Consider the following 24,946-nt stretch of genomic DNA (forward strand, 5'->3'; position numbering starts at 1 on the left):
TACTGCGGTTTCTGAAGGCGGTGGGCTATGCAAACTGAACCGCACGTGGCGATCGTCGGCGGCGGATTTAGCGGCGCGGCGGTGGCTATTCATCTCCTGCGCCTGGCGCCGGCTGGCGTGCGGGTCACGCTGCTGGAGCCGCGCGAGGTGCCCGGCGCGGGCGTGGCCTACTCCACGACCGAACCGAGCCATCGGATTAACGTTCCCGCGGCGCGGATGCAGCTTGCCGGGGAAGAGGAGGGCGCGTTCGACCGCTGGTACCGCAGCCAGCCTGCTTTTGCTGATGATCCGCAGGCTCTGCTGGAAGACGGCGCTGTCTATCCGCAGCGCGGCCAGTTTGGCCGCTACGTCGCCCAGCGTTTCGCCGAGGAGGCGAGCGCCAGCGGCGGGCGGCTGACGCATCTGCGCGAGCAGGCGCTAAGGTTTAAAGATGGCGAGATTATCACCGATGGCGGTCATCGGCTGCCGGCCGATCTGCTGGTGCTGGCCATCAGCCATCCGCCGCCCTCGCTGCCGTCGCTGGCGACGCCGTTCGCGACCCATCCGGCGCTCATCGCTAACCCCTGGCGAACGGGCGTGCTGGACGCTATCGCGCCGCAGGCGAGCGTCGCGGTCATGGGCACCGGCCTGACGATGGCGGATACCATCGCGACGCTGACGCGGCTGGGACATCGGGGGCCGATAACGGCATTTTCACGCCGCGGGCTCCTCTCCCGCAGCAACCTGAGCGGCAGCGCTGACCCTTGGGAAGGCGAGTATGCCCACGGATCGCTGCGCCAGCGGCTGCGGCAAATCCGCCGGGATATCGACCGCGCCGCGGAGCGGGGGCAGGCCTGGCAGGTGGTGCTGGACGCGGTGCGTAATCAGGGGCAGGAGATCTGGCAGGCGCTGTCGGTGGCCGATCGTCAGCGCTTCCTGCGTCATTTACGCAGCTACTGGGACGTTCACCGCTATCGTATCGCTCCCCAGGTCGCCGGGATTCTTGAGCAGCGCCAGCGCGACGGCAGCCTGCGGGTGCTGGCGGCCAGGCTGACGGCGCTGGCAGACGACGCGCAAAAATTGACGCTAACCCTCTCGCCCCGGGGCGGTGAAGCGCAGTGGGTGAGCGTTGACCATTTTATTTTAACTACCGGCCCGGCGCACGGGGCCCTCACCAACAGCCAGCCGCTGCTGCGCCAGCTGAGCCAGGAGGGGCTGATTCGCGCCGACGCGTTTGGCCTCGGACTGGACGTCGATCGCCGCTCGCGGGCGATTGGCCGGGAAGGGCGGGCCGCGCCCAATCTGCTGGTCTCCGGACCTGCCGCGCGGGCCCATTTCGGTGAACTGATGGGGCTACCGCAGGTGGCCGACCATGCCGCCGCCGTAGCCGCCGAAGCATTGCTGGCGCTGGGCATTAAACAATCCGCCCGATGTCCGGCGTTCTGAACGCCTTTTATCCCCTGATTCCCTTAATGATTATGCGCGCGTCCCGACAGCGGGGCGCGCCGTGGAGAGCGCTATGTCATCACAACGTGAAATTCGTCTGAACGCTTTTGATATGAACTGCGTCGGCCATCAGTCGCCGGGGCTGTGGGCCCATCCGCGCGACCGCTCCTGGCAGTATAAAGACCTTGAGTATTGGGTCGACCTGGCGCGTCTGCTGGAGCGCGGCAAGTTTGACGGGCTGTTTATCGCCGACGTGCTGGGCGTCTATGACGTGCTGAACGGCAACGGCGATGCGGCGCTCCGCCAGGCGGCGCAGGTGCCGGTCAACGATCCGCTGGCGCTGATCACGCCGATGGCGCTGGTGACGGAGCATCTCGGATTCGGCCTGACCGCTTCGCTCTCCTTTGAACATCCCTATCCGTTCGCTCGCCGCCTGTCGACGCTCGACCATCTGACAAAGGGGCGAGTGGGCTGGAATATCGTGACCTCCTATCTGGAGAGCGGGGCGCGTAATATTGGCCAGAAAGCGCAGACCGACCACGACGCCCGCTACGACTACGCCGATGAGTATCTGGAGGTGGTTTATAAATTGCTGGAAGGGAGTTGGGAGGATGGCGCGGTGCTGCGCGACAGGGAACGTAAGATCTTCAGCGATCCGCGAAAAATTCATCCGATTAACCATCAGGGCAACTTCTTTTCGGTGCCGGGGATCCACCTCTGCGAGCCATCGCCGCAGCGTACGCCGGTGCTCTATCAGGCGGGCGCCTCCAGCCGCGGCAAGCAGTTCGCCGCCGGCCACGCCGAGTGCGTATTTGTCGGCGCGCCGTCGAAAGTACTGCTGAAAAAGACGGTGGCGGATATTCGTCGTCGCGCCGAGGAGGCCGGGCGCGATCCGCGTAGCATCCTGATCTTCAATATGCAGACGGTCATCGTCGGCGAAACCGACCGTGAAGCCCAGGCGAAGTGGCAGGAGTATAAACCGTACGTTAGCTACGAAGGGGCGCTGGCGCTGCTCTCCGGCTGGACCGGCATCGACCTTGGTCAGTATCAGCCGGATCAGGTGCTGGAGTATCTGCATACCAACGCGATTCAGTCGATGGTGGAGGCGTTTTCCACCGCCGATCCGAATAGCCAGTGGACCGTGCAGAAGCTGGCGGACTGGGCGGGAATCGGCGGCTTCGGCCCGCTGGTGGTCGGCAGCCCGCAAACGGTCGCCGATGAGCTGCAGTCCTGGGTCGAGGAGACCGACGTCGATGGCTTTAACCTCGCCTATGCGGTGACCCACGAAACCTTCCGCGACGTGGTGGATTTGCTGGTCCCGGAGCTGCAAAAGCGCGGCGTGTTTAAGCAGGAGTATCGCGAAGGAACCCTGCGTGAGAAGCTGTTTGGCGCTGGCGCGCGGCTGGCTGCGCCACATCCGGGCGCAGGCTATCGTCGCGGCGAGCAGGTCGCGGTCGCGAGCGAAGAGAAGGTGAGTTAATTCCCTCTCCCCTAAGGGCGAGGGGGCGGGAGTGCGGGGAGGTGTTTTTTCCCGGAGGCGGCGCTTGACGCGCCTGTCCGGGCTACGGGTCCACCGTCGTCTGCGGGCCGGTAGCCCGGGTAAGGCGCCTGCGCCGCGACCCGGGAAGAGAAGGCTTACTGCTTATCCAGCGACCAGGTTGCGCTGCGCACATCGACTTTCACCGGCAGCAGGCCGATGCGGGTGAAGGTATCCGCCAGTGCCTGCTGTTCGTTATAGACCGCAGGGGTCATGCGCTCGGCGCCGTAGGGCAGACGCGCCAGCGTTTTCAGCCAGATAGCCTTATCCAGCCCGGTTGAGGTGGAGAGGATCCCGGCGGCATCGTCCTGATGACCGTTGGCCCATTCGCTCAGTTTACCCAGCTCATCCACCACCTGCTTTGCGGTATCCGGATACGTGTCGGCAAATTTGCGGCTGGCCAGGTAGAAGGTGTAGTGCGGCACCAGCCCTTCGGCATTGCGAATCTGTCGCGCTTTGGCGTTGGTTTCCACTTCGGCGAGGAACGGATCCCAGATAACCCAGGCGTCAATGGCGCCGCGCTGGAAGGCGGCGCGGGCGTCAGCAGGCGGCAGATAGACCGGCGTGATATCTTTATAACTCAGCCCGGCTTTCTCCAGCGCGGTCACCAGCAGATAGTTCACGTCGGAGCCTTTATTGAGCCCCACGCGCTTGCCCTTAAGGTCGGCGACACTCTTAATCGCCGAGTTTTCCGCCACCACGATGGCTTCGGTTTTAGGATTCGCCGGCGAGTGGGCTAAATAGACCAGATCCGCCTGCGCCGCCTGGGCAAAGGCCGGCGGCGCATCGCCGGTGGCGGCGAGGTCGATGCTGCCGACGTTCAGCCCTTCCAGCATCTGCGGTCCGGCGGGGAATTCAATCCAGCGTACGGCGATACCCTGCTTTTTGAAGCTTTCATCGAGAGTGCCGCGATATTTCAGCAGCGCGAAGATATTGGCTTTCTGATAACCAATATTCACGGTCTCTGGCGCTTTCGCCAGCGCGGAAGCGGATAAGCCAGCCAGCAGGAGCAGCAGCGCCGGGCGGGATAATCTGAGCATGATTTGTTCTCCTTGAGCGGTTTTCCGTAAGGTAACAAATCGTCTTTATAACTAATAAATAACTAAATTATCATTTATATAACATAAATGAAGGAAGAGGGCAGGGGGAAGAAAGCCCGGCATGCCGCAGCATACCGGGAGGGGGACGTTAATCGCAGGCGACAATCTTCATTGCCAGGCCGCCGCGCGAGGTTTCACGATATTTGGCGTTCATATCTTTGCCCGTTTCGTACATGGTCTCGATGACTTTATCGAGGCACACCCGCGGCTCGCTGGTGCGGCGCAGGGCCATACGCGCGGCGTTGACCGCCTTGACCGCTGCGATAGCGTTACGTTCGATGCACGGCACCTGCACCTGGCCGGCAACCGGATCGCAGGTGAGACCGAGGTTGTGCTCCATACCAATTTCCGCCGCGATGCATACCTGACCCGGACTGCCGCCCAGAAGTTCAGCCAGACCGGCCGCCGCCATTGAACAGGCTACGCCGACTTCACCCTGGCAGCCCACTTCGGCGCCGGAAATTGAGGCGTTCATCTTATAGAGCGAGCCAATGGCGCTGGTGACCAGCATATAGCGCGCCAGCGAGTTGGCGTTCACTTTGCGGATGAACTTGTCGTAGTAGGCCAGCACCGCAGGTACGATACCGCAGGCGCCGTTGGTCGGCGCGGTCACGACGCGCCCGCCAGCGGCGTTCTCTTCGTTAACCGCCAGGGCGAACATGTTAATCCAGTCAACGACCGCCATCGGGTCGCTGTTGGTGTTGTCCTGGCTTACCAGCATCCGGCGCAGCGCGGCGGCGCGACGGGGAACCCGCAGCTTGCCCGGCAGAACCCCTTCGGTGGTGATGCCGCGCTCAATTCCGCTGCTCATCACCTCCCAGACCGCAGCAAAATGCTGCTCCAGCGCTTCTTTACTGTGCAGCGCCAGCTCGTTTTGCATCATCAGGCCGGAGAGCGATAGCCCGCTTTCGCGGCAGTGGCGCTGCAGGTCGGCGGCATTTTTATACGGATAAGGGACGGCGACTGGCGCTTCGGCGGTCACGCCGAAATGGTCTTCGTCGACGATAAACCCGCCGCCGATGGAGTAGTACGTCTGGCTGTAGAGAACCTTCTCGCCGCCGAGAGCGGTAATACGCATGCCGTTCTCATGCCGCGACAGGTTGTCGGCGTGGAAATTCATGCACCGATCGACCGGGAACGCCACTTCCTGCTGGCCGTTCGCCAGCATCAGGCGGCCATGGGTGTTGACGTCCTGGATAAAGCCGGGAATCGCGTCGATATCGACGGTATCCGGCAGGTTGCCCGCCAGGCCCATAATAATCGCGATGTCGGTATGGTGGCCTTTACCAGTCAGGGAAAGGGATCCGTAGACATCGACGACGACTTTGGTTACCTCGGGAAGCAGCCCGCGCTCAATAAGATCGTCCGTGAATTGTTTGCCCGCTTTCATCGGTCCAACGGTGTGGGAGCTGGAAGGGCCAATGCCGATTTTAAAAATATCGAATACGCTGATCATGATGCATCCAGTGCTGTCGGGAGGCGCGCCGCCGTTAAGCGGCGCGGGGGATATTAGCTAAACAGAGAGTAGAAAATCGCGGAGATAGCAATCAGGCCCATAATCACCACGAATACGTTGCTGACGTGGCCGCTGTATTTGCGCATCGCCGGGACTTTCTGAATCGCGTACATCGGCATCAGGAACAGAATCATGGCGATAATCGGGCCGCCCAGGGTTTCGATCATCCCAAGGATGCTTGGGTTCAGCGTCGCCACAATCCAGGTGGTGACCAGCATGAACAGGGCGGTGATTTTGTTCAGTTTGTTGATTTCGATGGACTTGCCTTTACCGCGCAGGGATTTAATCACCATGCCGTTAAAGCCTTCGCGAGCGCCAAGGTAGTGGCCGAGGAAGGATTTGGTGATGGCGATCATCGCAATGATCGGCGCCATCCAGGCGATGACCGGCGCGTTAAAGTGGTTCGCCAGATAAGACAGAATCGAGATGTTCTGATCTTTCGCCGCCGCCAGATCCGCCGGAGAGAGGCTCAGTACGCAGCTGAAGACGAAGAACATCACGGTCAGCACCATCATGATGTGCGCGCGGGCCAGAATGCTGGAACATTTTTTCTCCGCGCCCTGGCCGTACTCTTCGCGTTTCGCCACGGCGAAGGAGGAGATGATCGGCGAGTGGTTAAAGGAGAACACCATCACCGGAATCGCCAGCCACAGAGTCATCCACAGGCCGTTGCCGGTCGCGGTCGCGCTGCTCAGGGAGAGGGTCTCCAGCGCCGCGCCGTTCCACTGCGGGATCAGATAAAAGGCCAGGATCATCAGCGCGACCACGAACGGGAACACCAGTACGCTCATCGCTTTCACAATCATCTGCTCGCCGAAGCGCACGATGGTCATCATGCCGACAATCAGAATCAGGGAAAGAATGGCGCGCGGCGGCGGCGTGATGTGCAGCTGGTGCAGCATAAAGCTTTCGACGGTATTGGTGATCGCCACGCTGTAAACCAACAGAATCGGGTAGATGGCGAAGAAGTAGAGCAGGGTAATCAGCTTACCTGCGCCGACGCCGAAATGCTCTTCGACCACTTCGGTGATGTCCTCGCCCGGATTCTTACCGGACAGCACGAAACGGGTCATCCCGCGGTGGGCGAAGAAGGTCATCGGGAAGGCCAGAATCGCCATGATGATCAGCGGGATCAGACCGCCGACGCCGGCGTTGATCGGCAGGAACAGGACGCCCGCGCCGATAGCCGTGCCGTACAGGCCCAGCATCCACATGGTGTCCGTCTTGCGCCAACCGCTACGGGTAGCATCCGAAACGATGGTGCTGGTTTGAGTGGTTTCCATCTGTATCTCCTGGAGGAAGCAACAAAATCTATTGAATAAAAAAGACTAAATAATATGAAATTCGTTTGTTTACGGTTTTTTAGGCATTTTCTCCGTAACAATTGGTGCGGGAAGATACATTTATATGGTGAATGCATCAGTGATCGCGATCTCAAATGCAATAATCCACTTTAAATGTAAGCAATTTTAGTCCAACAGCCTGTTTCTGGGGATCAGCCAGAGATTTGTGGCGCGGAGGCTATCATTTTCAGCATATGAGAGAATAGTGGCGGGACGTAATAACGAGGTTTTTACTGTAAAAATGCGATGTTCTCGACGTTTTTACGTTAAAAGTCGTCTTTCCTGGTGATATTTATTGCTGTTTTTGGAAACGCAAACGATTGGCTTTTGTGGGAGTGGTGCTAAAAATTCATAAAAGGAATGATTTATCTGGAAAGCGTACGGGCGAATAGATAAGAGAAAAGGGGGAATGCGGCAGGGCGGGAAAAATAGCCCGGGGGCGTAAGCCGCCGCCCGGGAGAAGAACAGAAGATAACTCAGGAACAGATTTCGTAGCAGGGGATGTAGGCGGTGCCGCCCGGCAGCTTCATACGATGCTGCGCCACGAAGCCCTGCAGCAGGTCATCCATGCGGCGCATCATCGCCGGATCGCCGTGAATCTTATACGGGCCGAATTTCTCGATAGCCTGGATACCCACCTCTTTAACGTTACCGGCGACGATACCGGAGAAGGCGCGGCGGAGATCCGCTGCCAGCACTTCCACCGGCTGGTCCGGATAGAGTTTAAGGTTGGCCATATTGTCGTGGGTGGGATCGAACGGCATCTGCAGGTCCGGCGCAATACGCATCGACCAGTTGAAGCTGTAGGCGTCTCCGGTTTCGCGGCGGTTCTCTTTGACCATCGGCATCGCTTTTTTCATCTGACGGGCAACTTCCGCGGCGTCGTCGATGATAATGCGATAGTGACGACGGGCGGATTCGCCCAGCGTATGGACGATAAACTCATCCAGCACGCGGAAATAATCGGCGCTCTCTTTTGGCCCGGTGAGGATCAGCGGCAGAACTTGCGACTTGTTCGACGGGTGCATCAAAATGCCCAGCAGATAGAGCAGCTCTTCCGCCGTGCCCACGCCGCCCGGGAAGATGATGATGCCGTGGGCGATACGCACAAACGCCTCCAGACGTTTTTCGATATCCGGCATGATGATCAGTTCATTCACCAGCGGATTCGGCGGCTCGGCGGCGATAATCGACGGCTCGGTCATCCCGATAAAGCGGCTGTCTCTGTAACGCTGCTGCGCGTGGCCGACGGCGGCGCCTTTCATCGGCGCTTCCATCGCGCCCGGTCCACAGCCGGTGCAGATGTTAAGCTCGCGCAGACCCAGCTGGGTGCCGACGCGGCGGGCGTACAGATATTCGTTTTCGTTAATCGAGTGGCCGCCCCAGCAGACAATCATATTTGGCGCTTCGCCAACGTGCAGGGCGCGGGCGTTACGCAAAATGGAGAAGACCAGGTTGGTGATATGCACCGAGCTTTCAAGATCGAGATTCGGGAAGCGGACGGTGTTGTGGATCTGGCCGTAGACGAACAGGATATCGCGCAGTACGGCAAACAGGTTGGCCTGCAGGGAACGGATAATACGCCCGTCAACGAAAGCGTCTTCCGGCGGGTTGATCAGTTCCAGCTTCACGCCGCGTTCGCGACGCAGCACGTTAATATCGAAGTTTTCAAAACGAGACAGAAGCTCCTTGCTGTTATCGGTCAGGCTCCCCGAGTTGAGCACAGCAAGCGAGCAGTTGCGAAAGAGTTGATACAGGTCACTGCTGGCGGTGCGTTTAAGCATATCCACTTCCAGCTGCGACAGCATATCCATTGAACCAAGCGGGCTAACGTGTGTAATCAAGTGAACTCCTTACAGGACGATTATCGTCTTCCTGTGATTACAATAGCCCTGCTGATGGCGTTTTCACAACCTTGCGCGCGGGTTAACGCACGCAAATTGTGAAAATGTTGATTATTGACGGGCGAGGCGACCGGTGGCCGGCACAAAATCGGTGTTGCTGCGCCACGGGTTGATGTCGAGACCGCCGCGTCGCGTGTAGCGCGCGTAAACCGAAAGGGCTTCCGGCTGGCAGAAACGCTGAATATCGTTGAAGATGCGCTCTACGCACTGCTCGTGGAATTCGTTGTGATGGCGGAATGACACCAGATAGCGCAGCAGCTTTTCGCGATCGATTTTCGCCCCGCGATACTGAATCTGCACCGAGCCCCAGTCTGGCTGGTGGGTAATCAGGCAGTTGGACTTCAGCAGATGGCTGACCAGGGTCTCTTCGACCACTTTGCCGGTAGCGGCGTCCTGCAGGTAATCGGCGCTGAACTGATAGTTATCGATTTCAATATCCTGGTCGTCGATGCAGGTGCCGTGCAGATGGGCTACCGGTTGGCCTTCGAGCTCATCGAGGCGATACAGCGACACCTTCACTTCTCCTTGCGCACAGGCGCTGAGATCGCGCGCCAGCGTCGCCTCGACCGCCTGCCAGTCAGCAAAGCGCGTCTGGTTAAAGCTGTTGAGATAGAGCTTAAAGCTTTTTGATTCCACCAGGTTAACGGTGGTGTCGCTGAGCTCGACGTGGCCCACGGCGACCTGCGGCAGGCCTTTGGCGTTCAGCCAGGAGAGCTCGTACAGCGTCCAGATATCGGCGCCGTGAAACGGCAGGTTATCAGCGTGCAGATCCAGCGGGTCGCGGTTCAGGCTGCGCGGGACGCCCTGAAGCAGGCTGGCATCGTAGGTATCGCGGTAATCAGTTGATTTTCCGAGCGTCAGGCCGGCCAGCGCCTGATGATTATCGTAAGAAGACATGTTTCACCATAGTTAAAGCGGTTACACTATATGCCAAGTGTATCCTGTCTAACGTGAAGAGAGAAACCGGTGGATCAGCAAACCGTAGAAGCGCTACAAGCATTTACCCAACGTTACTGTGAGGCGTGGCGGCAGCAGCGCTCCAGCCTGCCGCGTAGCGAAGAGCTTTACGGCATCCCGTCGCCGTGCGTCAACGGCACGGATGATGACGGCGTTTTCTGGCAGCCACAGCCGTTTTCATTAGAACAAAATATTCACGCGGTTGAACGGGCGCTGGAGATTGTGGTACAACAACCGCTTCATGCTTATTATACCACTCAGTTTGCCGGTGATATGCAGGCGCGTTTCGCCGATGAAACCATGACGTTGCTGCAAACCTGGAGCCCGGACGATTTCCAGCGGGTGCAGGAAAATCTGATCGGTCATCTGCTGGTGCAAAAGCGTTTGAAGCTGTCGCCGACCCTGTTTATCGCCACCCTCGACAGCGAACTGGAGGTCATTTCGGTCTGTAATATGAGCGGTGAAGTGATCAAAGAGACCCTTGGCACCCGCAAACGCACGACCCTTTCCCCCTCGCTTGCGAGTTTCCTCAATTCCCTTAAGCCTGTTCTGTAATCCAGACTACCCAAACTTTTGTGAGAGATCTCTTACAAGACCTGTAAGAGATCGTCATCATTTAAGCCGATCCTCTATCGTCCGTATTTTAAGAAATATAATATTTTTCAAGTGATTAATGATTTTTCAACTCAGCATATGGACGATTAATCTTAAGATATTGTCTTAACAAGGGTTGTAAGACGGGGCGGAATCAGGGATTCTATACACATCGACAGGGAGTTGATAAACGAAGTGAACATCAGGATGATGACGCTTCTACAGGACTCGCCAGGATGGCGTTGCAAGGACAGGCTTCAGGATGAAGCACAGGATAACGCAGGATTGCGTAAAAGGACACCTCCAGGAAGGAGAACGAGAGCCGAGCAGGATGTTCGGTGGATCAGGAAGATCAGGATAGACTTACGGATGAGTTATTTCGCATCGGGGTGGTGTGAAAGCAGGATGCAACTGTTTATGGATGAACATGGTCAGGAGACCTCAGGAAAAGTTTTCAAGGACGAGCAGGGAGCACCAATGTAGCTGGATTGCTGCAAAACGAACCGGGAGCACTGTTTTATACAGTGCTCCCTTTTTTTATTTCTCGTCTGAATTTGCTATTCTGCGCCGGTTTTCAACTCACCGAGGTTTCCCATGACTCTTGATCATCGCGTGCGCGAGCGCCTGCTCGCCATTGAAGCGCTGCTGCGCGAAACGGAACACTGGCAGGATAGCGCCCCCGATAGCCGCGCGTTTGCCAGCGAACAGCCGTTTTGCCTCGACACCATGGAGCCGCTTGAATGGCTGCAGTGGGTATTGATTCCGCGTATGCACCAGCTTCTGGAAAGCGGAATGCCGCTGCCGCAGAACTTCGCCGTTGCCCCCTATTATGAGATGGCCCTCGATAACGCTCACCCCGTGCGTGAGCGGATGCTGGCCGAACTGGTCCTGCTGGATGCGCTGTTTGCCGGCGGCGAAGCCTGATGCTGGAGATTTTATATCAGGACCAGTGGCTGGTCGCGGTGAACAAGCCATCGGGCTGGCTGGTGCACCGCAGCTGGCTGGATCGCGATGAAAAAGTGGTGGTGATGCAGACCGTGCGCGACCAGATAGGACAGCACGTGTTCACCGCCCATCGTCTCGACAGGCCGACGTCCGGCGTGCTGCTGATGGGGCTGTCGAGCGAAGCGGGAAGATTGCTGTCGCAGCAGTTCGAGCAGCATCAAATGCAGAAACGCTACCATGCGATCGCTCGCGGCTGGCTGAACGACGAAGCGGTGCTTGATTATCCGCTGGTTGAGGAACTGGATAAAATCGCCGATAAGTTCGCTCGCGAAAATAAAGACCCGCAGCCGGCGGTGACCCATTATCGCGGCCTGGCGACGGTAGAGATGCCGGTGGCGACCGGACGTTACCCCACGACCCGCTATAGCCTGGTGGAGCTGGAACCGAAAACCGGACGTAAACACCAGCTGCGTCGCCATCTTGCCCATCTTCGCCATCCGATTATCGGCGATAGCAAACACGGCGATTTGCGGCAGAATCGCAGCGCGGCGGAACATTTTGGCTGCGATCGGCTGATGCTGCACGCCAGCCAGCTCTCGTTAACGCATCCCTTTACCGGCGAACCGCTGGTCATTCGCGCCGGTCTTGACGACGTCTGGATGCGCGCGCTGTCGCAGTTTGGCTGGCGCGGCCTTCTCCCGCTAAATGAAAGGGTTGAGTTTGCCGACGACTGCGGTCAGGATGAAGAGATACAGGTCAATTCAGGGAGCTAGTCATGGCGGAAGTCGGAATTTTTGTCGGTACGATGTATGGAAATTCGCTCCTGGTCGCCGAAGAGGCGCAGGCTATTTTGAGCGGGCTGGGGCATCAGGCGAAAGTCTTTGAAGATCCTGAAGTCAAAGACTGGGAGTCATATACCGGGAAATTTGCGCTGGTGGTGACTTCGACCACCGGGCAGGGCGATTTACCGGACAGCATTGTGCCCTTGTACGAAGGCATCAAAGATATGTATCAGCCGCATTTACGCTATGGCATTATCGCCCTGGGCGATAGCACCTACGCCAACTTCTGCGGCGGCGGTTTGAAGTTTGATGCGTTATTGCAGGAGCAGGGCGGCACGCGCGTGGGCGATATGCTGATGATTGACGCCAGCGAAGATCCGGAACCCGAAAGCGTCTCTAACCCATGGGTAGCGCAGTGGGCGACGCTGCTTGATTAAAAAGTTTCGCCCTCTCCCTACAATAGAGGGCGCCCCTTTTTTACTGATGTTCAATGCCAGTGCCAGATTAACGGTCAAAAAGATCGTACCAATTCTCCGCGCGCCTGGCTTCGGGCATTTGCCTTAAAACCTGTGTCATGCCAGGGTCTTTACCGGGCTATTTCACGGGGTCAAGAGAGTTGATTCACACTCCTGTCTTTTGTACCGCCCTCTCCACCTCTCTACGGGCGCGGTTTTTCATTTCCGTGAACCATCCCCCATCTCGTTAGGCATACGCCATAAATCAGATTTGCTCAGCCGGTGAAAGCTGTGTATTTGCACGGTGAGCCCGTCAGCCCCTCTTTTTATACTTTCCCTGCCAGTTCCCAATGCAGTGCCAGATATAACGAAAACAATGAAAAACACTAACACGTCATTCTGAGTACCCTACAGGTTGTGCTGTTCAGAATGAACGTAGCTAACGCTATGATTCAGGAGTGCAACAATGAGTTCATTAAGTCAGGCGGCGAGCGGCGCTGAAAAGCGCACCAATGCTCGCTACTGGATAGTGGTGATGCTGTTTATCGTCACATCCTTCAACTACGGCGACCGCGCCACCTTATCCATTGCCGGATCGGAGATGGCCAAAGATATTGGTCTTGACGCCGTTGGCATGGGTTATGTTTTCTCCGCGTTCTCATGGGCCTACGTTATCGGTCAGATCCCAGGCGGCTGGCTGCTTGACCGCTTCGGTTCCAAACGCGTCTACTTCTGGTCCATTTTTATCTGGTCCATGTTTACCCTGCTGCAGGGCTTCGTCGATATCTTTAGCGGCTTCGGCATTATCGTCGCGCTGTTTACCCTGCGTTTCCTTGTCGGCCTGGCCGAAGCGCCATCTTTCCCCGGAAACAGCCGTATCGTCGCGGCCTGGTTCCCGGCCCAGGAGAGGGGCACGGCGGTGGCTATCTTTAACTCCGCGCAGTACTTTGCCACGGTTATTTTTGCGCCGATCATGGGTTGGCTGACCCATGAGGTGGGCTGGTCGCACGTGTTCTTCTTTATGGGCGGCCTCGGGATTATCATCAGCTTTGTCTGGCTGAAGGTGATTCATGAACCGAACCAGCATCCGGGCGTGAACCAAAAAGAGCTGGATTACATTGCCGCAGGCGGCGCGCTGATCAACATGGATCAGGCGGCAGCCAAAGCTAAAGTGCCGTTTAGCGTAAAATGGGGGCAAATCAAGCAGCTGCTGGGTTCCCGCATGATGATAGGCGTCTATATCGGCCAATACTGCATCAACGCTTTAACCTATTTCTTTATCACCTGGTTCCCGGTTTATCTGGTGCAGGCGCGAGGCATGTCCATTCTGAAAGCCGGTTTTGTCGCTTCGGTGCCGGCAATTTGCGGCTTCGCGGGCGGCGTGCTCGGCGGGATTATTTCCGACTGGCTGATGCGGCGTACCGGTTCGCTGAACATCGCGCGTAAAACGCCGATCGTGATGGGGATGCTGCTATCGATGGTGATGGTGTTCTGTAACTACGTCAACGTGGAGTGGATGATCATCGGCTTTATGGCGCTGGCCTTCTTTGGTAAAGGCATCGGCGCGCTGGGCTGGGCGGTGATGGCGGATACGGCGCCGAAAGAGATCAGCGGCCTGAGCGGCGGTCTGTTCAATATGTTCGGCAATATCTCCGGCATCGTGACGCCAATTGCCATCGGCTACATCGTCGGCACCACCGGTTCGTTTAACGGCGCGCTGATTTATGTGGGTGTCCATGCGCTGGTGGCGGTGCTGAGCTATCTGGTGCTGGTCGGCGATATTAAGCGTATTGAACTGAAACCAGTGGCAGGACAATCATCATGACAACGCAATCGAGTCCCGTTATCACGGACATGAAGGTTATCCCGGTGGCCGGGCAGGACAGTATGCTGCTCAACATCGGCGGCGCCCATAACGCGTATTTCACCCGCAATATCGTGGTGCTGACCGACAACGCCGGCAATACCGGCGTCGGCGAAGCGCCCGGCGGCGAGGTGATTTATCAGACGCTGGTTGACGCTATCCCGCAGGTGTTGGGCCAGGAAGTCGCCCGCCTGAATAAAGTGGTTCAGCAGGTGCATAAAGGCAACCAGGCCGCGGATTTTGACACCTTTGGTAAAGGCGCCTGGACGTTCGAACTGCGGGTGAACGCAGTGGCGGCGCTGGAAGCAGCGCTGCTGGATCTGCTGGGCAAAGCGCTCAACGTGCCGGTTTGCGAACTGCTCGGGCCGGGCAAGCAGCGTGATGCGGTGACCGTGCTGGGCTATCTGTTCTATGTAGGCGATCGTACGAAGACCGATCTGCCATACCTGGAAAGCACGCCGGGCAGCCACGCGTGGTATCGCCTGCGCCATCAGGAAGCGCTGAACAGCGAGGCGGTGGTGCACTTGGCGGAAGCCGCGCAGGATCGCTACGGCTTTAAAGATTTTAAACTGAAAGGCGGCGTGCTGCCCGGCGAGCAGGAGATCGAAACCGCCCGCGCGCTGAAGAAGCGTTTCCCGGATGCGCGCATTACGGTCGACCCTAACGGTGCCTGGCTGCTGGACGAAGCCATCGCTCTGTGTAAAGGGCTGAACGATGTGCTGACCTACGCCGAAGACCCCTGCGGCGCCGAGCAGGGCTTTTCCGGCCGCGAAGTGATGGCGGAATTCCGCCGTGCCACCGGTCTGCCGGTGGCAACTAACATGATCGCCACCAACTGGCGCGAAATGGGCCATGCGGTGATGCTGAACGCCGTGGATATTCCGCTGGCCGATCCGCACTTCTGGACCCTTTCCGGCGCGGTGCGCGTGGCGCAGCTGTGCGATGACTGGGGCCTGACCTGGGGCTGCCACTCCAACAACCACTTTGATATTTCACTGGCCATGTTTACCCACGTCGGCGCGGCGGCGCCGGGTAACCACACGGCCATCGATACCCACTGGATTTGGCAGGAGGGAGATTGCCGCCTGACCAAAAATCCGCTGGAGATTAAGCTCGGAAAAATCGCGGTTCCGGACGCGCCAGGACTTGGCGTTGAGCTGGACTGGGCGCAGGTACAGAAGGCGCATGAGGCCTATAAAAAGCTGCCCGGCGGCGCGCGTAATGACGCAGGCCCGATGCAGTACCTGATCCCCGGATGGACTTTTGACCGTAAACGCCCCGTTTTCGGTCGTCACTGATTTGAATAAGGATTGAACTATGAGCGCACAATTTTCGACCCCCGTTGTTTCTTCTATGCAGGTTATTCCGGTCGCGGGCCACGACAGCATGCTGATGAACCTGAGCGGCGCGCACGCCCCGTTCTTCACGCGTAATATTGTGGTGATTAAAGATAATTCCGGCCATACCGGCGTCGGCGAAATCCCCGGCGGAGAGAAAATCCGCAAGACTCTCGAAGATGCGATCCCGCTGGTGGTTGGTAAGACGTTGGGTGAGTACAAAAACGTGCTGACCGCCGTGCGCAATACTTTCGCCGACCGCGACGCCGGTGGGCGCGGTTTGCAGACCTTCGATCTGCGTACCACAATTCACGTAGTGACCGGGATCGAAGCGGCGATGCTGGATCTGCTGGGCCAGCATCTGGGCGTGAACGTGGCGTCTCTTCTGGGCGATGGTCAGCAGCGCAGCGAAGTGGAAATGCTTGGCTATCTGTTCTTCGTCGGTAACCGTAAAGCCACGCCGCTGCCGTATCAGAGCCAGCCGGATGACAAATGCGACTGGTATCGCCTGCGTCATGATGAAGCGATGACCCCGGATGCGGTGGTGCGCCTGGCGGAAGCGGCATATGAGAAATATGGTTTTAACGACTTTAAACTGAAAGGCGGCGTGCTGGCCGGGGAGGAGGAGGCGGAATCTATCGTCGCGCTGGCGAAGCGCTTTCCGCAGGCGCGCGTAACTCTGGATCCGAACGGCGCGTGGTCGCTGAATGAAGCGATTAAGATCGGCAAATATCTGAAGGGATCGCTGGCCTACGCGGAAGATCCGTGCGGCGCCGAGCAGGGCTTCTCCGGTCGTGAAGTGATGGCGGAGTTTCGTCGTGCCACCGGTCTGCCGACGGCGACCAATATGATCGCGACCGACTGGCGTCAGATGGGCCATACGCTGTCGCTACAGTCGGTGGATATTCCGCTGGCGGATCCGCACTTCTGGACCATGCAGGGTTCCGTCCGCGTGGCGCAGATGTGCCATGAGTTTGGCCTGACCTGGGGCTCGCACTCTAACAACCACTTTGATATCTCGCTGGCGATGTTCACCCATGTTGCAGCGGCGGCGCCCGGGAAAATTACCGCCATCGATACCCACTGGATCTGGCAGGAAGGCAACCAGCGTCTGACCAAAGAGCCGTTTGAAATTAAAGGCGGGATGGTACAGGTACCGGCAAAACCGGGTCTGGGCGTAGAGCTTGATATGGATCAGGTGATGAAAGCCCATGAGCTGTATCAGAAACACGGCCTGGGCGCACGCGATGACGCTATGGGCATGCAGTATTTAATCCCGAACTGGACGTTTGATAACAAGCGTCCCTGCATGGTGCGCTAAGGAAATATCGGTCCCTTCGGGGGCCGATTGACCGCACGGCATCGGGTCATCGTTCATTTTAAGGACAGCTTATGAAGATAGTGATCGCACCGGATTCATACAAGGAGAGCCTGAGTGCGCTGGATGTTGCTACCGCGATAGAGCAAGGTTTTCGAGAAATTTACGCCGATGCGGAATATGTCAAACTGCCGGTCGCCGACGGCGGCGAAGGGACCGTTGAAGCTATGGTCGCCGCAACGCAGGGATGCCGGATAGCGGTTACCGTCACCGGTCCGCTCGGCGAGCCGGTGGAGGCTTTTTACGGCCTGTCGGGCGATAAACAGTGCGCGTTTATCGAAATGGCGGCGGCAAGCGGTCTGGAGAGCGTGCCGCCGGCGCGGCGCAATCCTCTGCTGACCACTTCGTGGGGGACCGGCGAGCTGATTCGCCACGCGCTGGACGCGGGCGTGACGCAAATTATTATCGGCATCGGCGGCAGTGCGACGAACGACGGCGGGGCCGGAATGGTACAGGCGCTGGGGGCGAAGCTGCTGACTAAAGATAACCAGCAGATTGCCGCCGGCGGACGCGCGCTGGAGAACCTTGCGCGCATTGACGTTAGCGAACTTGATAAGCGCCTGGCCGGCTGTCGTATCGACGTCGCTTGTGATGTCACCAATCCGCTGACGGGGCCCGAGGGCGCGACGGCGGTATTTGGGCCGCAGAAAGGGGCGACGGCGGAGATGATCCCCTGCCTGGATGGCGCGCTGGCCCATTTTGCCGAGATTATCCATCGCGATTTAGAACTGGATGTGCTGCATCTTGAAGGCGGCGGCGCGGCGGGAGGCATGGGCGCGGGCCTGTACGCCTTTTGCGGCGCAAAGCTGCGGCCGGGTATTGAGATCGTGACCGATGCTCTGCACCTTGCTGATATCGTGGCGGATGCAGACCTGGTGATTACCGGCGAAGGGCGTATCGATAGCCAGACGGTGCACGGCAAGGTGCCGGTTGGCGTGGCGAGGGTGGCAAAACGCTATAATTTGCCGGTCATTGGCATTGCCGGGAGCCTGACGCCTGACGTCGGCATCGTGCATCAGCATGGCCTGGATGCGGTATTCAGCGTGATTTATTCAATCTGTACGCTGGATGAGGCGCTGGAAAATGCCGCCGAAAACGTGCGTATGACGGCGAGAAACGTTGCCGCCGTGCTGAAAATGGGGCGGCTATTGTAGGTTATCCCCCCGGTCGCGAAGCGCGGACCGGGGGATGCGTTTTAAATTCCCAGTAGCTTACAGGCTTCCCGCGCGACGTTGTCCATTTCATCCAGCAGCTCCAGAAACTCTGGTTCCAGCTCCTCGGCGGCGGTGCCCGCGCGCAGCTGGCCCTCAATGGTGTGACACAGTTTCTTCAGACGCGGCACGCCGCTATAGCTACAGCTACCGTGCAGCTTATGTACTAAATCCAGTACTCCTTCCGGCTGCTCTCCCACCAGCTGTTCTTCTACCTTGTTACGCACTTCGGGCATAAAGGCGAGCAGCATCTGCAGCATTTCCCGCGCCAGGTCCGGTTTCATCGCCGCCTGACGCAGCGCCAGCTGCCAGTCGAGAGTGACATTATGATTGACGGGCGGCTCCGCAGGCTCCGCGGCGACCTGCGGTGCCGCCGCCTTTCCCGGCTGATAGCGCAGCAGCAGGCTGTGGAGCTTATCTTCCTCAATGGGTTTCGCCAGATAGTCGTTCATTCCCGCTTTGAGTAATTTCTCACGCTGCCCTTCGAGGGCGTGGGCCGTCACGGCGATCACCGGCGTTTGCTGCTGGTGGGGGAGCTGGTGAATCAGTTCGCAGGCGCGGATACCGTCCATTTCCGGCATTTGAATATCCATCAGAATCAGGTCCTGCTGCGTTTCTCTGGCCTGTTCTACGGCGTGCTGGCCGCTGTCGCAGAGGATGACATGCTGGACTAAATCCTCCAGCAGCGCGCCGATGAGCTTGAGATTCGCCGGATTGTCATCAACGGCCATGACTGTCATCGGTAGCTTCTTACTATCGGCACGCGGCGGCAGAGTCGTTGGCTGCGCCTGGCAGGAGGCCGTCAGCGCCGGCAGTAAGCGCGTTGAGGTCAATGGCTTAAGCAAACAGGCGGCAATGCCGTCCTGGCGCAGCGTTTCGGCGCTGACCTGGGCGTGGCACGGCAGGGCCAGCACCAGGTGATCGGCAAGCTTGCAGGCCCTTGCCAGCTTATCGCGATGCTGGCTCAGGTCGCGTATTGATACGGGAATGCCCGCCAGCAGGATATCGTAGTGAGCATCCGGTAGGGCCGTCATCGTCGGACTATAGACCACCTCCAGCGGGGTTGTCGCCAGTAGCTCCATCGTGCTCTGCGCCGCCGCCGCGTTGGCTTCGATATAGGCCAGTTTTTTACCCGCCAGGCACTGGGTCGGCACGCTATCGGGAACCGCGTTGGGGTTGAGGTCGAGGCTGATATGGAACCAGAACGTCGAGCCGCGATTAGGCTGGCTATGGAAGGAGATATCGCCGCCCATCTCCTTCACCAGCCGCTGGGTGATGACCAGCCCGAGGCCGGTTCCGCCGTGGCGACGGGAAATGCTGGCGTCGGCCTGGCGGAACGCCTGGAACAGACGCGACTGATCGCGCTCCGGAATGCCGATACCGGTATCGTGGATCTGGACTTCGATTTGGACTCGTGAGTTGCTGATGGCGCGCTGTTCCACCAGCACGTCAATATTGCCGTGTTCGGTGAACTTGATGGCGTTGCCCATCAGGTTGGTAATAATTTGCTGCAGGCGCAGCGGGTCGCCAATGACGTTATCCGGGACATCATTTTTGATATTCAGCGTCAGCTCCAGCCCTTTGTCGTGCGCCGAGTGCGCCAGCAGCGTGACCACCTCGTCCAGCGAGGTGCGCAGCAGGAACGGGATGCTCTCCAGAATGAGCTTACCGGCTTCAAGCTTAGAGAAGTCCAGAACATCGTTAATAATGGCCAGCAGATTGTTAGCGGAGCGCTCAATGGTGGTCAGATGATCGCGCTGAGTGGTATTTAAATCGGTTTTCAGCGTCAGGCGCGTAAAGCCAATCACGCCGTTGAGCGGCGTGCGCAGCTCGTGGGACATATTGGCGAGGAATTCGGATTTGATGCGCGCCGCTTCCTGCGCGCGTTTTTTCGCCAGGTCCAGCTCGACGTTCTGGATTTCCATCTGCTCAAGCGTTTCACGCAGATCGGAAGTGGCCTGATCGACGTTATGCTGCATCTCTTCGTGGTAGGCCGCCAGCGACATCGCCATGGAGTTGATGCCGTTTTTCAGCATATCCAGCTCGCCGAGCATAAAACCTTCAACGCGGCTATCAAGCTGGCCGCGGCGGATGCGGTCAACGGTATTCACCATGTTGCGGATCGGCCCGGTCACGTCGCGCATCAGCCGCCAGCCGAAGATCAGCGCAATACCGATACAGAACAGCATCATCACGCTGGAGATAAAGATCTCTTTGTACTGCTGCAGCCGCACCGATTTGAGATCCAGCTCCAGCGCCACGTAGCCGAGCATATTGCCCGGCATCTTGGCATCGCTTCCCGGTGATTCATCTGGTGAATAGCTTTCCGAGACGATGGGGGTACGCAAAATCATCAGATCGCCGTGGCGAAACACGCTTAAACGGCGGGGAAAGGGGATCCCTTTTGGCAGCTGCAGTTCGCCGGGATCGAGCTGAAAATTAGAGGTGACAAACAGCCTGTTGTGCGAGTCGTAGATGGAAATGGCGCGCACAATATCGGAGTGGCGGCGATGAAGTACGCTGATAAGCTGCCCGATTGACTCGCGGTTTTGCAAATTCATGCCATATTCACTGGAGACCGCCAGCGGTTCGATAATACTGGCTCCGGCATCCTCCAGCTGGCGCTGTAGGTCGTTATAGCGGTGTGCGACGAAGAAAATACTGAGCAGCAGACCGATCAGGACGGTGGGCGCCAGAATAAGAATCATCATGCGGGCACGAAGGCTGTAGTTGGTCATGCGGTTCCATTATGGGAGAATATATACATCATCCTTACAGGCTGCTGAGGCATTGGTTACGCTGGCTCACCCTGAAAGAACTCGTGTATAGAGTCAGTATATTTAATTGAGACAAATCTCTACGATGGCGCAATTCTACTCTGCAAAACGGCGTGTGACGACGCGCCAGATCATAACCGTTACAGTAAATGACCTTGATCCCTTTGGACAGGGCGTTGCGCGTCACCAGGGTAAGGCGCTGTTTGTTAGCGGTTTATTACCGCAAGAGCAGGCCGAAGTGGTCCTGGTCGAGGATAAAAAACAGTATGCCCGCGCGCAGGTTAAACGTCGTCTTAGCGACAGCCCGCAGCGGCAGGCGCCGCGCTGTCCGCATTTTGGTATCTGCGGCGGATGTCAGCAGCAGCACGCCAGCGTTGAGCTGCAGCAGCAGAGCAAACGCGCCGCCCTCGCGCGGTTAATGAAGCGCGATGTTGATGACATTATAGCCGCTTCGCCGTGGGGCTATCGTCGCCGGGCGCGTCTGAGCTTGAATTATCAGCCAAAGACCCAACAATTACAGATAGGCTTCCGGAAGGCCAACTCCAGCGAAATTGTTGATGTGGTGCAGTGCCCCGTTTTGGTGCCCGCTCTTGGTGCGCTACTGCCCGCGGTACGAGAATGTCTCAGCGGATTGCAATCGCTGCGTCAGCTTGGCCACGTGGAGCTGGTGCAGGCGGACAACGGCCCGCTGATGGTTTTACGCCATACCGCGGCCCTTCCGGCAGCAGATAAAGAAAAGCTGGAACGTTTTTCGCAATCTCACGGTCTTTCCCTGTATCTCGCCCCGCAAAGCGAGATACTGGAACATATTCGCGGGGAAGCGCCCTGGTATACGTCCGACGGTCTACGCTTAGTGTTCAGTCCGCGCGACTTTATTCAGGTCAACGACGGCGTAAACCAGCTCATGGTGCGTACGGCGCTGGAATGGCTGGATATCCAGCCTCAGGATCGCGTGCTGGATCTCTTTTGCGGCATGGGCAATTTTACCCTGCCGCTGGCAAAACGCGCGGCGCAGGTGGTTGGCGTGGAAGGGGTTCCCGCGCTGGTCGTGAAGGCGAGAGAGAACGCGGCATTAAATGCGTTACACAATGTGACTTTCTTTCATGAAAACCTGGAAGAGGACGTTACCCGCCAGGCGTGGGCTAAGCACGGTTTTGATAAAGTCCTGCTCGATCCGGCGCGCGCCGGCGCGGCGGGCGTGATGTTACATATTATAAAATTAGCGCCGCGTCGGGTGGTGTATGTTTCTTGTAACCCGGCGACGCTGGCGCGCGATAGCGACGTTTTATTGCAGGCGGGATATACCATTCAACGCCTGGCGATGCTGGATATGTTCCCGCATACCGGACATCTGGAATCAATGGTGTTGTTTGAGCACAACAATTATTCAAATCGCATTGAAGCGGCATCCTCAGGAGCAGGTGACTGAGATAAAAGACGAAAGCCAACGTTGACGCGGTTTGAAGGATGAAGTGTAAAAGTTGAGGCTTGCCGACTTCGGCAGGCGGTCCCTTAAGGAGAGGACAATGGTTGCGGTAAGAAGTGCACATTTAAATAAAGCTGGTGAATTTGACCCGAAGAAATGGATCGCGAGTCTGGGAATTTCCAGCCAGCAGTCGTGTGAACGCTTAGCCGAAACCTGGGATTATTGTCGAGAGAAAACGCAGGGGCACCCGCAGGCCGACCTCCTGCTGTGGCGCGGCGTGGAGATGGTGGAAATTCTCTCCATGCTCAGCATGGATATCGACACGCTGCGGGCGGCGATGCTGTTCCCTCTGGCGGACGGCAACGTCGTCAGCGAAGAAATTATGCAGGAGAGCGTCGGCAAATCCGTCGTTACCCTGATCCACGGCGTGCGGGACATGGCCGCGATACGCCAGCTTAAAGCCACCCATACCGATTCGGTCTCCTCTGAACAGGTGGATAACATCCGCCGCATGCTGCTGGCGATGGTTGATGATTTCCGCTGCGTGGTGATTAAGATCGCCGAGCGTATTGCCCATCTGCGCGAGGTGAAAGATGCGCCGGAAGATGAGCGCGTGCTGGCGGCGAAAGAGTGTACCAATATCTACGCGCCGCTGGCCAACCGCCTGGGGATCGGCCAGCTCAAGTGGGAGCTTGAGGATTACTGCTTCCGCTATCTGCACCCGGCGGAATATAAGCGGATTGCTAAATTACTGCACGAGCGGCGCATCGATCGTGAGCATTACATTGACGAATTCGTCGGGCATTTACGCACGGAGATGAAAACCGAGGGCGTCAAAGCCGAGGTCTACGGGCGTCCCAAGCATATCTACAGCATCTGGCGCAAAATGCAGAAAAAACATCTTGCCTTCGACGAGCTGTTTGACGTGCGGGCGGTGCGTATCGTCGCCGAACGCCTGCAGGATTGCTACGCCGCGCTGGGGATAGTGCATACTCACTACCGCCACCTGCCGGACGAGTTTGATGATTACGTCGCCAATCCCAAGCCTAATGGCTATCAGTCAATCCATACCGTCGTGCTGGGCCCCGGTGGCAAAACGATTGAAATTCAGATCCGTACTCGCCAGATGCATGAAGATGCCGAACTGGGCGTGGCCGCGCACTGGAAGTACAAAGAGGGCGCCAGCGCAGCGGCCAGCGGCGGGCGCGGCTATGAAGATCGCATTGCGTGGCTGCGTAAACTGATTGCCTGGCAGGAAGAGATGGCTGATTCCGGCGAGATGCTGGATGAGGTGCGTAGCCAGGTCTTTGACGATCGGGTTTACGTTTTTACGCCGAAGGGCGACGTGGTGGACTTACCTTCCGGTTCGACGCCGCTCGATTTTGCCTATCATATTCACAGCGATGTCGGCCACCGCTGCATTGGGGCGAAAATCAGCGGGCGTATTGTGCCGTTTACCTATCAGCTGCAGATGGGCGACCAGATTGAAATCATCACCCAGAAGCAGCCCAACCCAAGCCGCGACTGGCTGAACCCGAACCTCGGCTACGTTACCACCAGCCGCGGGCGTTCCAAAATACACGCCTGGTTCCGCAAGCAGGACCGCGACAAGAATATTCTTGCCGGGCGGCAGATCCTTGACGACGAGCTTGAACACCTTGGCATTAGCCTGAAGGACGCGGAAAAGCATCTGCTGCCGCGCTACAACTTCAACGAGCAGGACGAACTGCTGGCGGCGATTGGCGGCGGCGATATTCGCCTCAACCAGATGGTCAACTTCCTGCAGGCGCAGTTTAATAAGCCCAGCGCGGCGGAGCAGGATGCGGCGGCGTTAAAGCAGCTGCAGCAGAAAACCCATGCTCCGCAGAATCGCAGCAAAGACAATGGTCGCGTGGTGGTCGAAGGGGTCGGCAACCTGATGCATCACATTGCGCGCTGCTGCCAGCCGATTCCCGGCGATGAAATTGTGGGCTTTATCACCCAGGGCCGCGGGATCTCGGTGCACCGCGCGGATTGCGATCAGCTCGCGGAACTGCAGTCTCACGCCCCGGAGCGCATCGTTGACGCGGTGTGGGGAGAGAGCTACTCGGCGGGCTACTCGCTGGTGGTACGCGTGCAGGCCAACGATCGCAGCGGCCTGCTGCGCGATATCACCACCATTCTCGCCAATGAGAAAGTTAACGTGCTGGGCGTGGCCAGCCGCAGCGATACCAAACAGCAGTTGGCGACGATCGATATGACCATCGAGATCTACAACCTGCAGGTGCTGGGCCGCGTGCTGGGTAAACTGAATCAGGTACCGGATGTCATCGACGCCCGTCGCCTGCACGGCGGTTAACTTCACTTTCTTTATGTCGGCCGGGGTCGCCCCGGCCTGATTCTTTAATGGAAACGA

General features: G+C 58.0%; 18 protein-coding genes. 12 read left to right on the plus strand and 6 right to left on the minus strand.

Annotation, left to right across the window (positions count from 1 at the left end):
- Positions 1-27 precede the first annotated feature (27 nt).
- Positions 28-1,425 (plus strand): FAD/NAD(P)-binding protein, encoded by a 1,398-nt coding sequence (locus GUC22_RS04940; protein ID WP_102650038.1) that lies wholly within the window; start codon positions 28-30, stop codon positions 1,423-1,425.
- Between the two features lie 73 nt (positions 1,426-1,498).
- Positions 1,499-2,905, plus strand: coding sequence for an LLM class flavin-dependent oxidoreductase (locus tag GUC22_RS04945; protein WP_024358514.1), 1,407 nt, complete (start codon positions 1,499-1,501; stop codon positions 2,903-2,905).
- 155 nt (positions 2,906-3,060) lie between these two features.
- On the opposite strand, the gene GUC22_RS04950 is transcribed toward GUC22_RS04945, so the two are convergent.
- The 5 genes from GUC22_RS04950 to queF all read right to left on the minus strand — a co-directional run bounded on the left by GUC22_RS04950 (position 3,061) and on the right by queF (position 9,722).
- Positions 3,061-4,002: an aliphatic sulfonate ABC transporter substrate-binding protein gene (locus tag GUC22_RS04950; RefSeq protein WP_024358513.1), complete on the minus strand. Its 942-nt coding sequence runs from the start codon at positions 4,000-4,002 to the stop codon at positions 3,061-3,063.
- 148 nt (positions 4,003-4,150) lie between these two features.
- Positions 4,151-5,518 carry an L-serine ammonia-lyase gene (locus GUC22_RS04955; RefSeq protein WP_049088644.1) on the minus strand — a complete coding sequence of 456 codons (1,368 nt, stop codon included), beginning with the start codon at positions 5,516-5,518 and terminating at the stop codon, positions 4,151-4,153.
- A 53-nt stretch (positions 5,519-5,571) separates the two neighbouring features.
- Positions 5,572-6,861, minus strand: coding sequence for an HAAAP family serine/threonine permease (locus tag GUC22_RS04960; protein ID WP_160183368.1), 1,290 nt, complete (start codon positions 6,859-6,861; stop codon positions 5,572-5,574).
- A gap of 536 nt (positions 6,862-7,397) precedes the next feature.
- Positions 7,398-8,765 (minus strand): nucleotide 5'-monophosphate nucleosidase PpnN, encoded by a 1,368-nt coding sequence (gene ppnN / locus GUC22_RS04965; RefSeq protein WP_004124374.1) that lies wholly within the window; start codon positions 8,763-8,765, stop codon positions 7,398-7,400.
- A gap of 111 nt (positions 8,766-8,876) precedes the next feature.
- Entirely contained in the window at positions 8,877-9,722 is an 846-nt protein-coding gene (gene queF, locus GUC22_RS04970) for an NADPH-dependent 7-cyano-7-deazaguanine reductase QueF (protein WP_160183369.1), read from the minus strand.
- A 69-nt stretch (positions 9,723-9,791) separates the two neighbouring features.
- Between queF and syd the strand changes: the two genes are divergently transcribed.
- The 8 genes from syd to GUC22_RS05010 all read left to right on the plus strand — a co-directional run bounded on the left by syd (position 9,792) and on the right by GUC22_RS05010 (position 18,291).
- Positions 9,792-10,337 (plus strand): SecY-interacting protein, encoded by a 546-nt coding sequence (syd, locus tag GUC22_RS04975; RefSeq protein ID WP_160183370.1) that lies wholly within the window; start codon positions 9,792-9,794, stop codon positions 10,335-10,337.
- A 633-nt stretch (positions 10,338-10,970) separates the two neighbouring features.
- Positions 10,971-11,300: a YqcC family protein gene (locus tag GUC22_RS04980; protein ID WP_160183371.1), complete on the plus strand. Its 330-nt coding sequence runs from the start codon at positions 10,971-10,973 to the stop codon at positions 11,298-11,300.
- A complete protein-coding gene (gene truC, locus GUC22_RS04985; RefSeq protein WP_160183372.1) occupies positions 11,300-12,094 on the plus strand; it encodes a tRNA pseudouridine(65) synthase TruC in 795 nt (264 codons plus the stop codon). The genes GUC22_RS04980 and truC overlap by 1 nt, the downstream gene beginning before the upstream one ends.
- A 2-nt stretch (positions 12,095-12,096) precedes the next feature.
- Positions 12,097-12,540: a flavodoxin gene (locus GUC22_RS04990; RefSeq protein ID WP_160183373.1), complete on the plus strand. Its 444-nt coding sequence runs from the start codon at positions 12,097-12,099 to the stop codon at positions 12,538-12,540.
- Between the two features lie 484 nt (positions 12,541-13,024).
- Positions 13,025-14,383, plus strand: coding sequence for a galactarate/glucarate/glycerate transporter GudP (gene gudP, locus GUC22_RS04995; RefSeq protein ID WP_004124361.1), 1,359 nt, complete (start codon positions 13,025-13,027; stop codon positions 14,381-14,383).
- A complete protein-coding gene (locus GUC22_RS05000) occupies positions 14,380-15,720 on the plus strand; it encodes an enolase C-terminal domain-like protein (protein ID WP_160183374.1) in 1,341 nt (446 codons plus the stop codon). Before gudP ends, GUC22_RS05000 begins: the two co-directional genes overlap by 4 nt.
- A 19-nt stretch (positions 15,721-15,739) precedes the next feature.
- On the plus strand, positions 15,740-17,080 hold the full coding sequence (gudD, locus tag GUC22_RS05005; protein ID WP_004137284.1) for a glucarate dehydratase: 1,341 nt from the start codon (positions 15,740-15,742) through the stop codon (positions 17,078-17,080).
- A gap of 71 nt (positions 17,081-17,151) precedes the next feature.
- Positions 17,152-18,291, plus strand: a complete 1,140-nt coding sequence (locus GUC22_RS05010) for a glycerate kinase (protein ID WP_160183375.1) — start codon at positions 17,152-17,154, stop codon at positions 18,289-18,291.
- A gap of 41 nt (positions 18,292-18,332) precedes the next feature.
- On the opposite strand, the gene barA is transcribed toward GUC22_RS05010, so the two are convergent.
- Complete coding sequence (gene barA / locus GUC22_RS05015; protein WP_160183376.1) at positions 18,333-21,086, minus strand: two-component sensor histidine kinase BarA; 2,754 nt, start codon at positions 21,084-21,086, stop codon at positions 18,333-18,335.
- 124 nt (positions 21,087-21,210) lie between these two features.
- Here barA and rlmD point away from each other — a divergent pair, with 124 nt between their 5' ends.
- Together rlmD and relA are read left to right on the plus strand one after the other, a co-directional pair.
- Positions 21,211-22,554: a 23S rRNA (uracil(1939)-C(5))-methyltransferase RlmD gene (gene rlmD, locus GUC22_RS05020; protein ID WP_049131606.1), complete on the plus strand. Its 1,344-nt coding sequence runs from the start codon at positions 21,211-21,213 to the stop codon at positions 22,552-22,554.
- Between the two features lie 97 nt (positions 22,555-22,651).
- Entirely contained in the window at positions 22,652-24,889 is a 2,238-nt protein-coding gene (gene relA, locus GUC22_RS05025; RefSeq protein WP_004137289.1) for a GTP diphosphokinase, read from the plus strand.
- Positions 24,890-24,946 lie beyond the last annotated feature (57 nt).

This window comes from Klebsiella sp. MPUS7 (genome assembly GCF_009905335.1).
GTDB classification, from domain to species: Bacteria; Pseudomonadota; Gammaproteobacteria; order Enterobacterales; family Enterobacteriaceae; genus Klebsiella; species Klebsiella grimontii.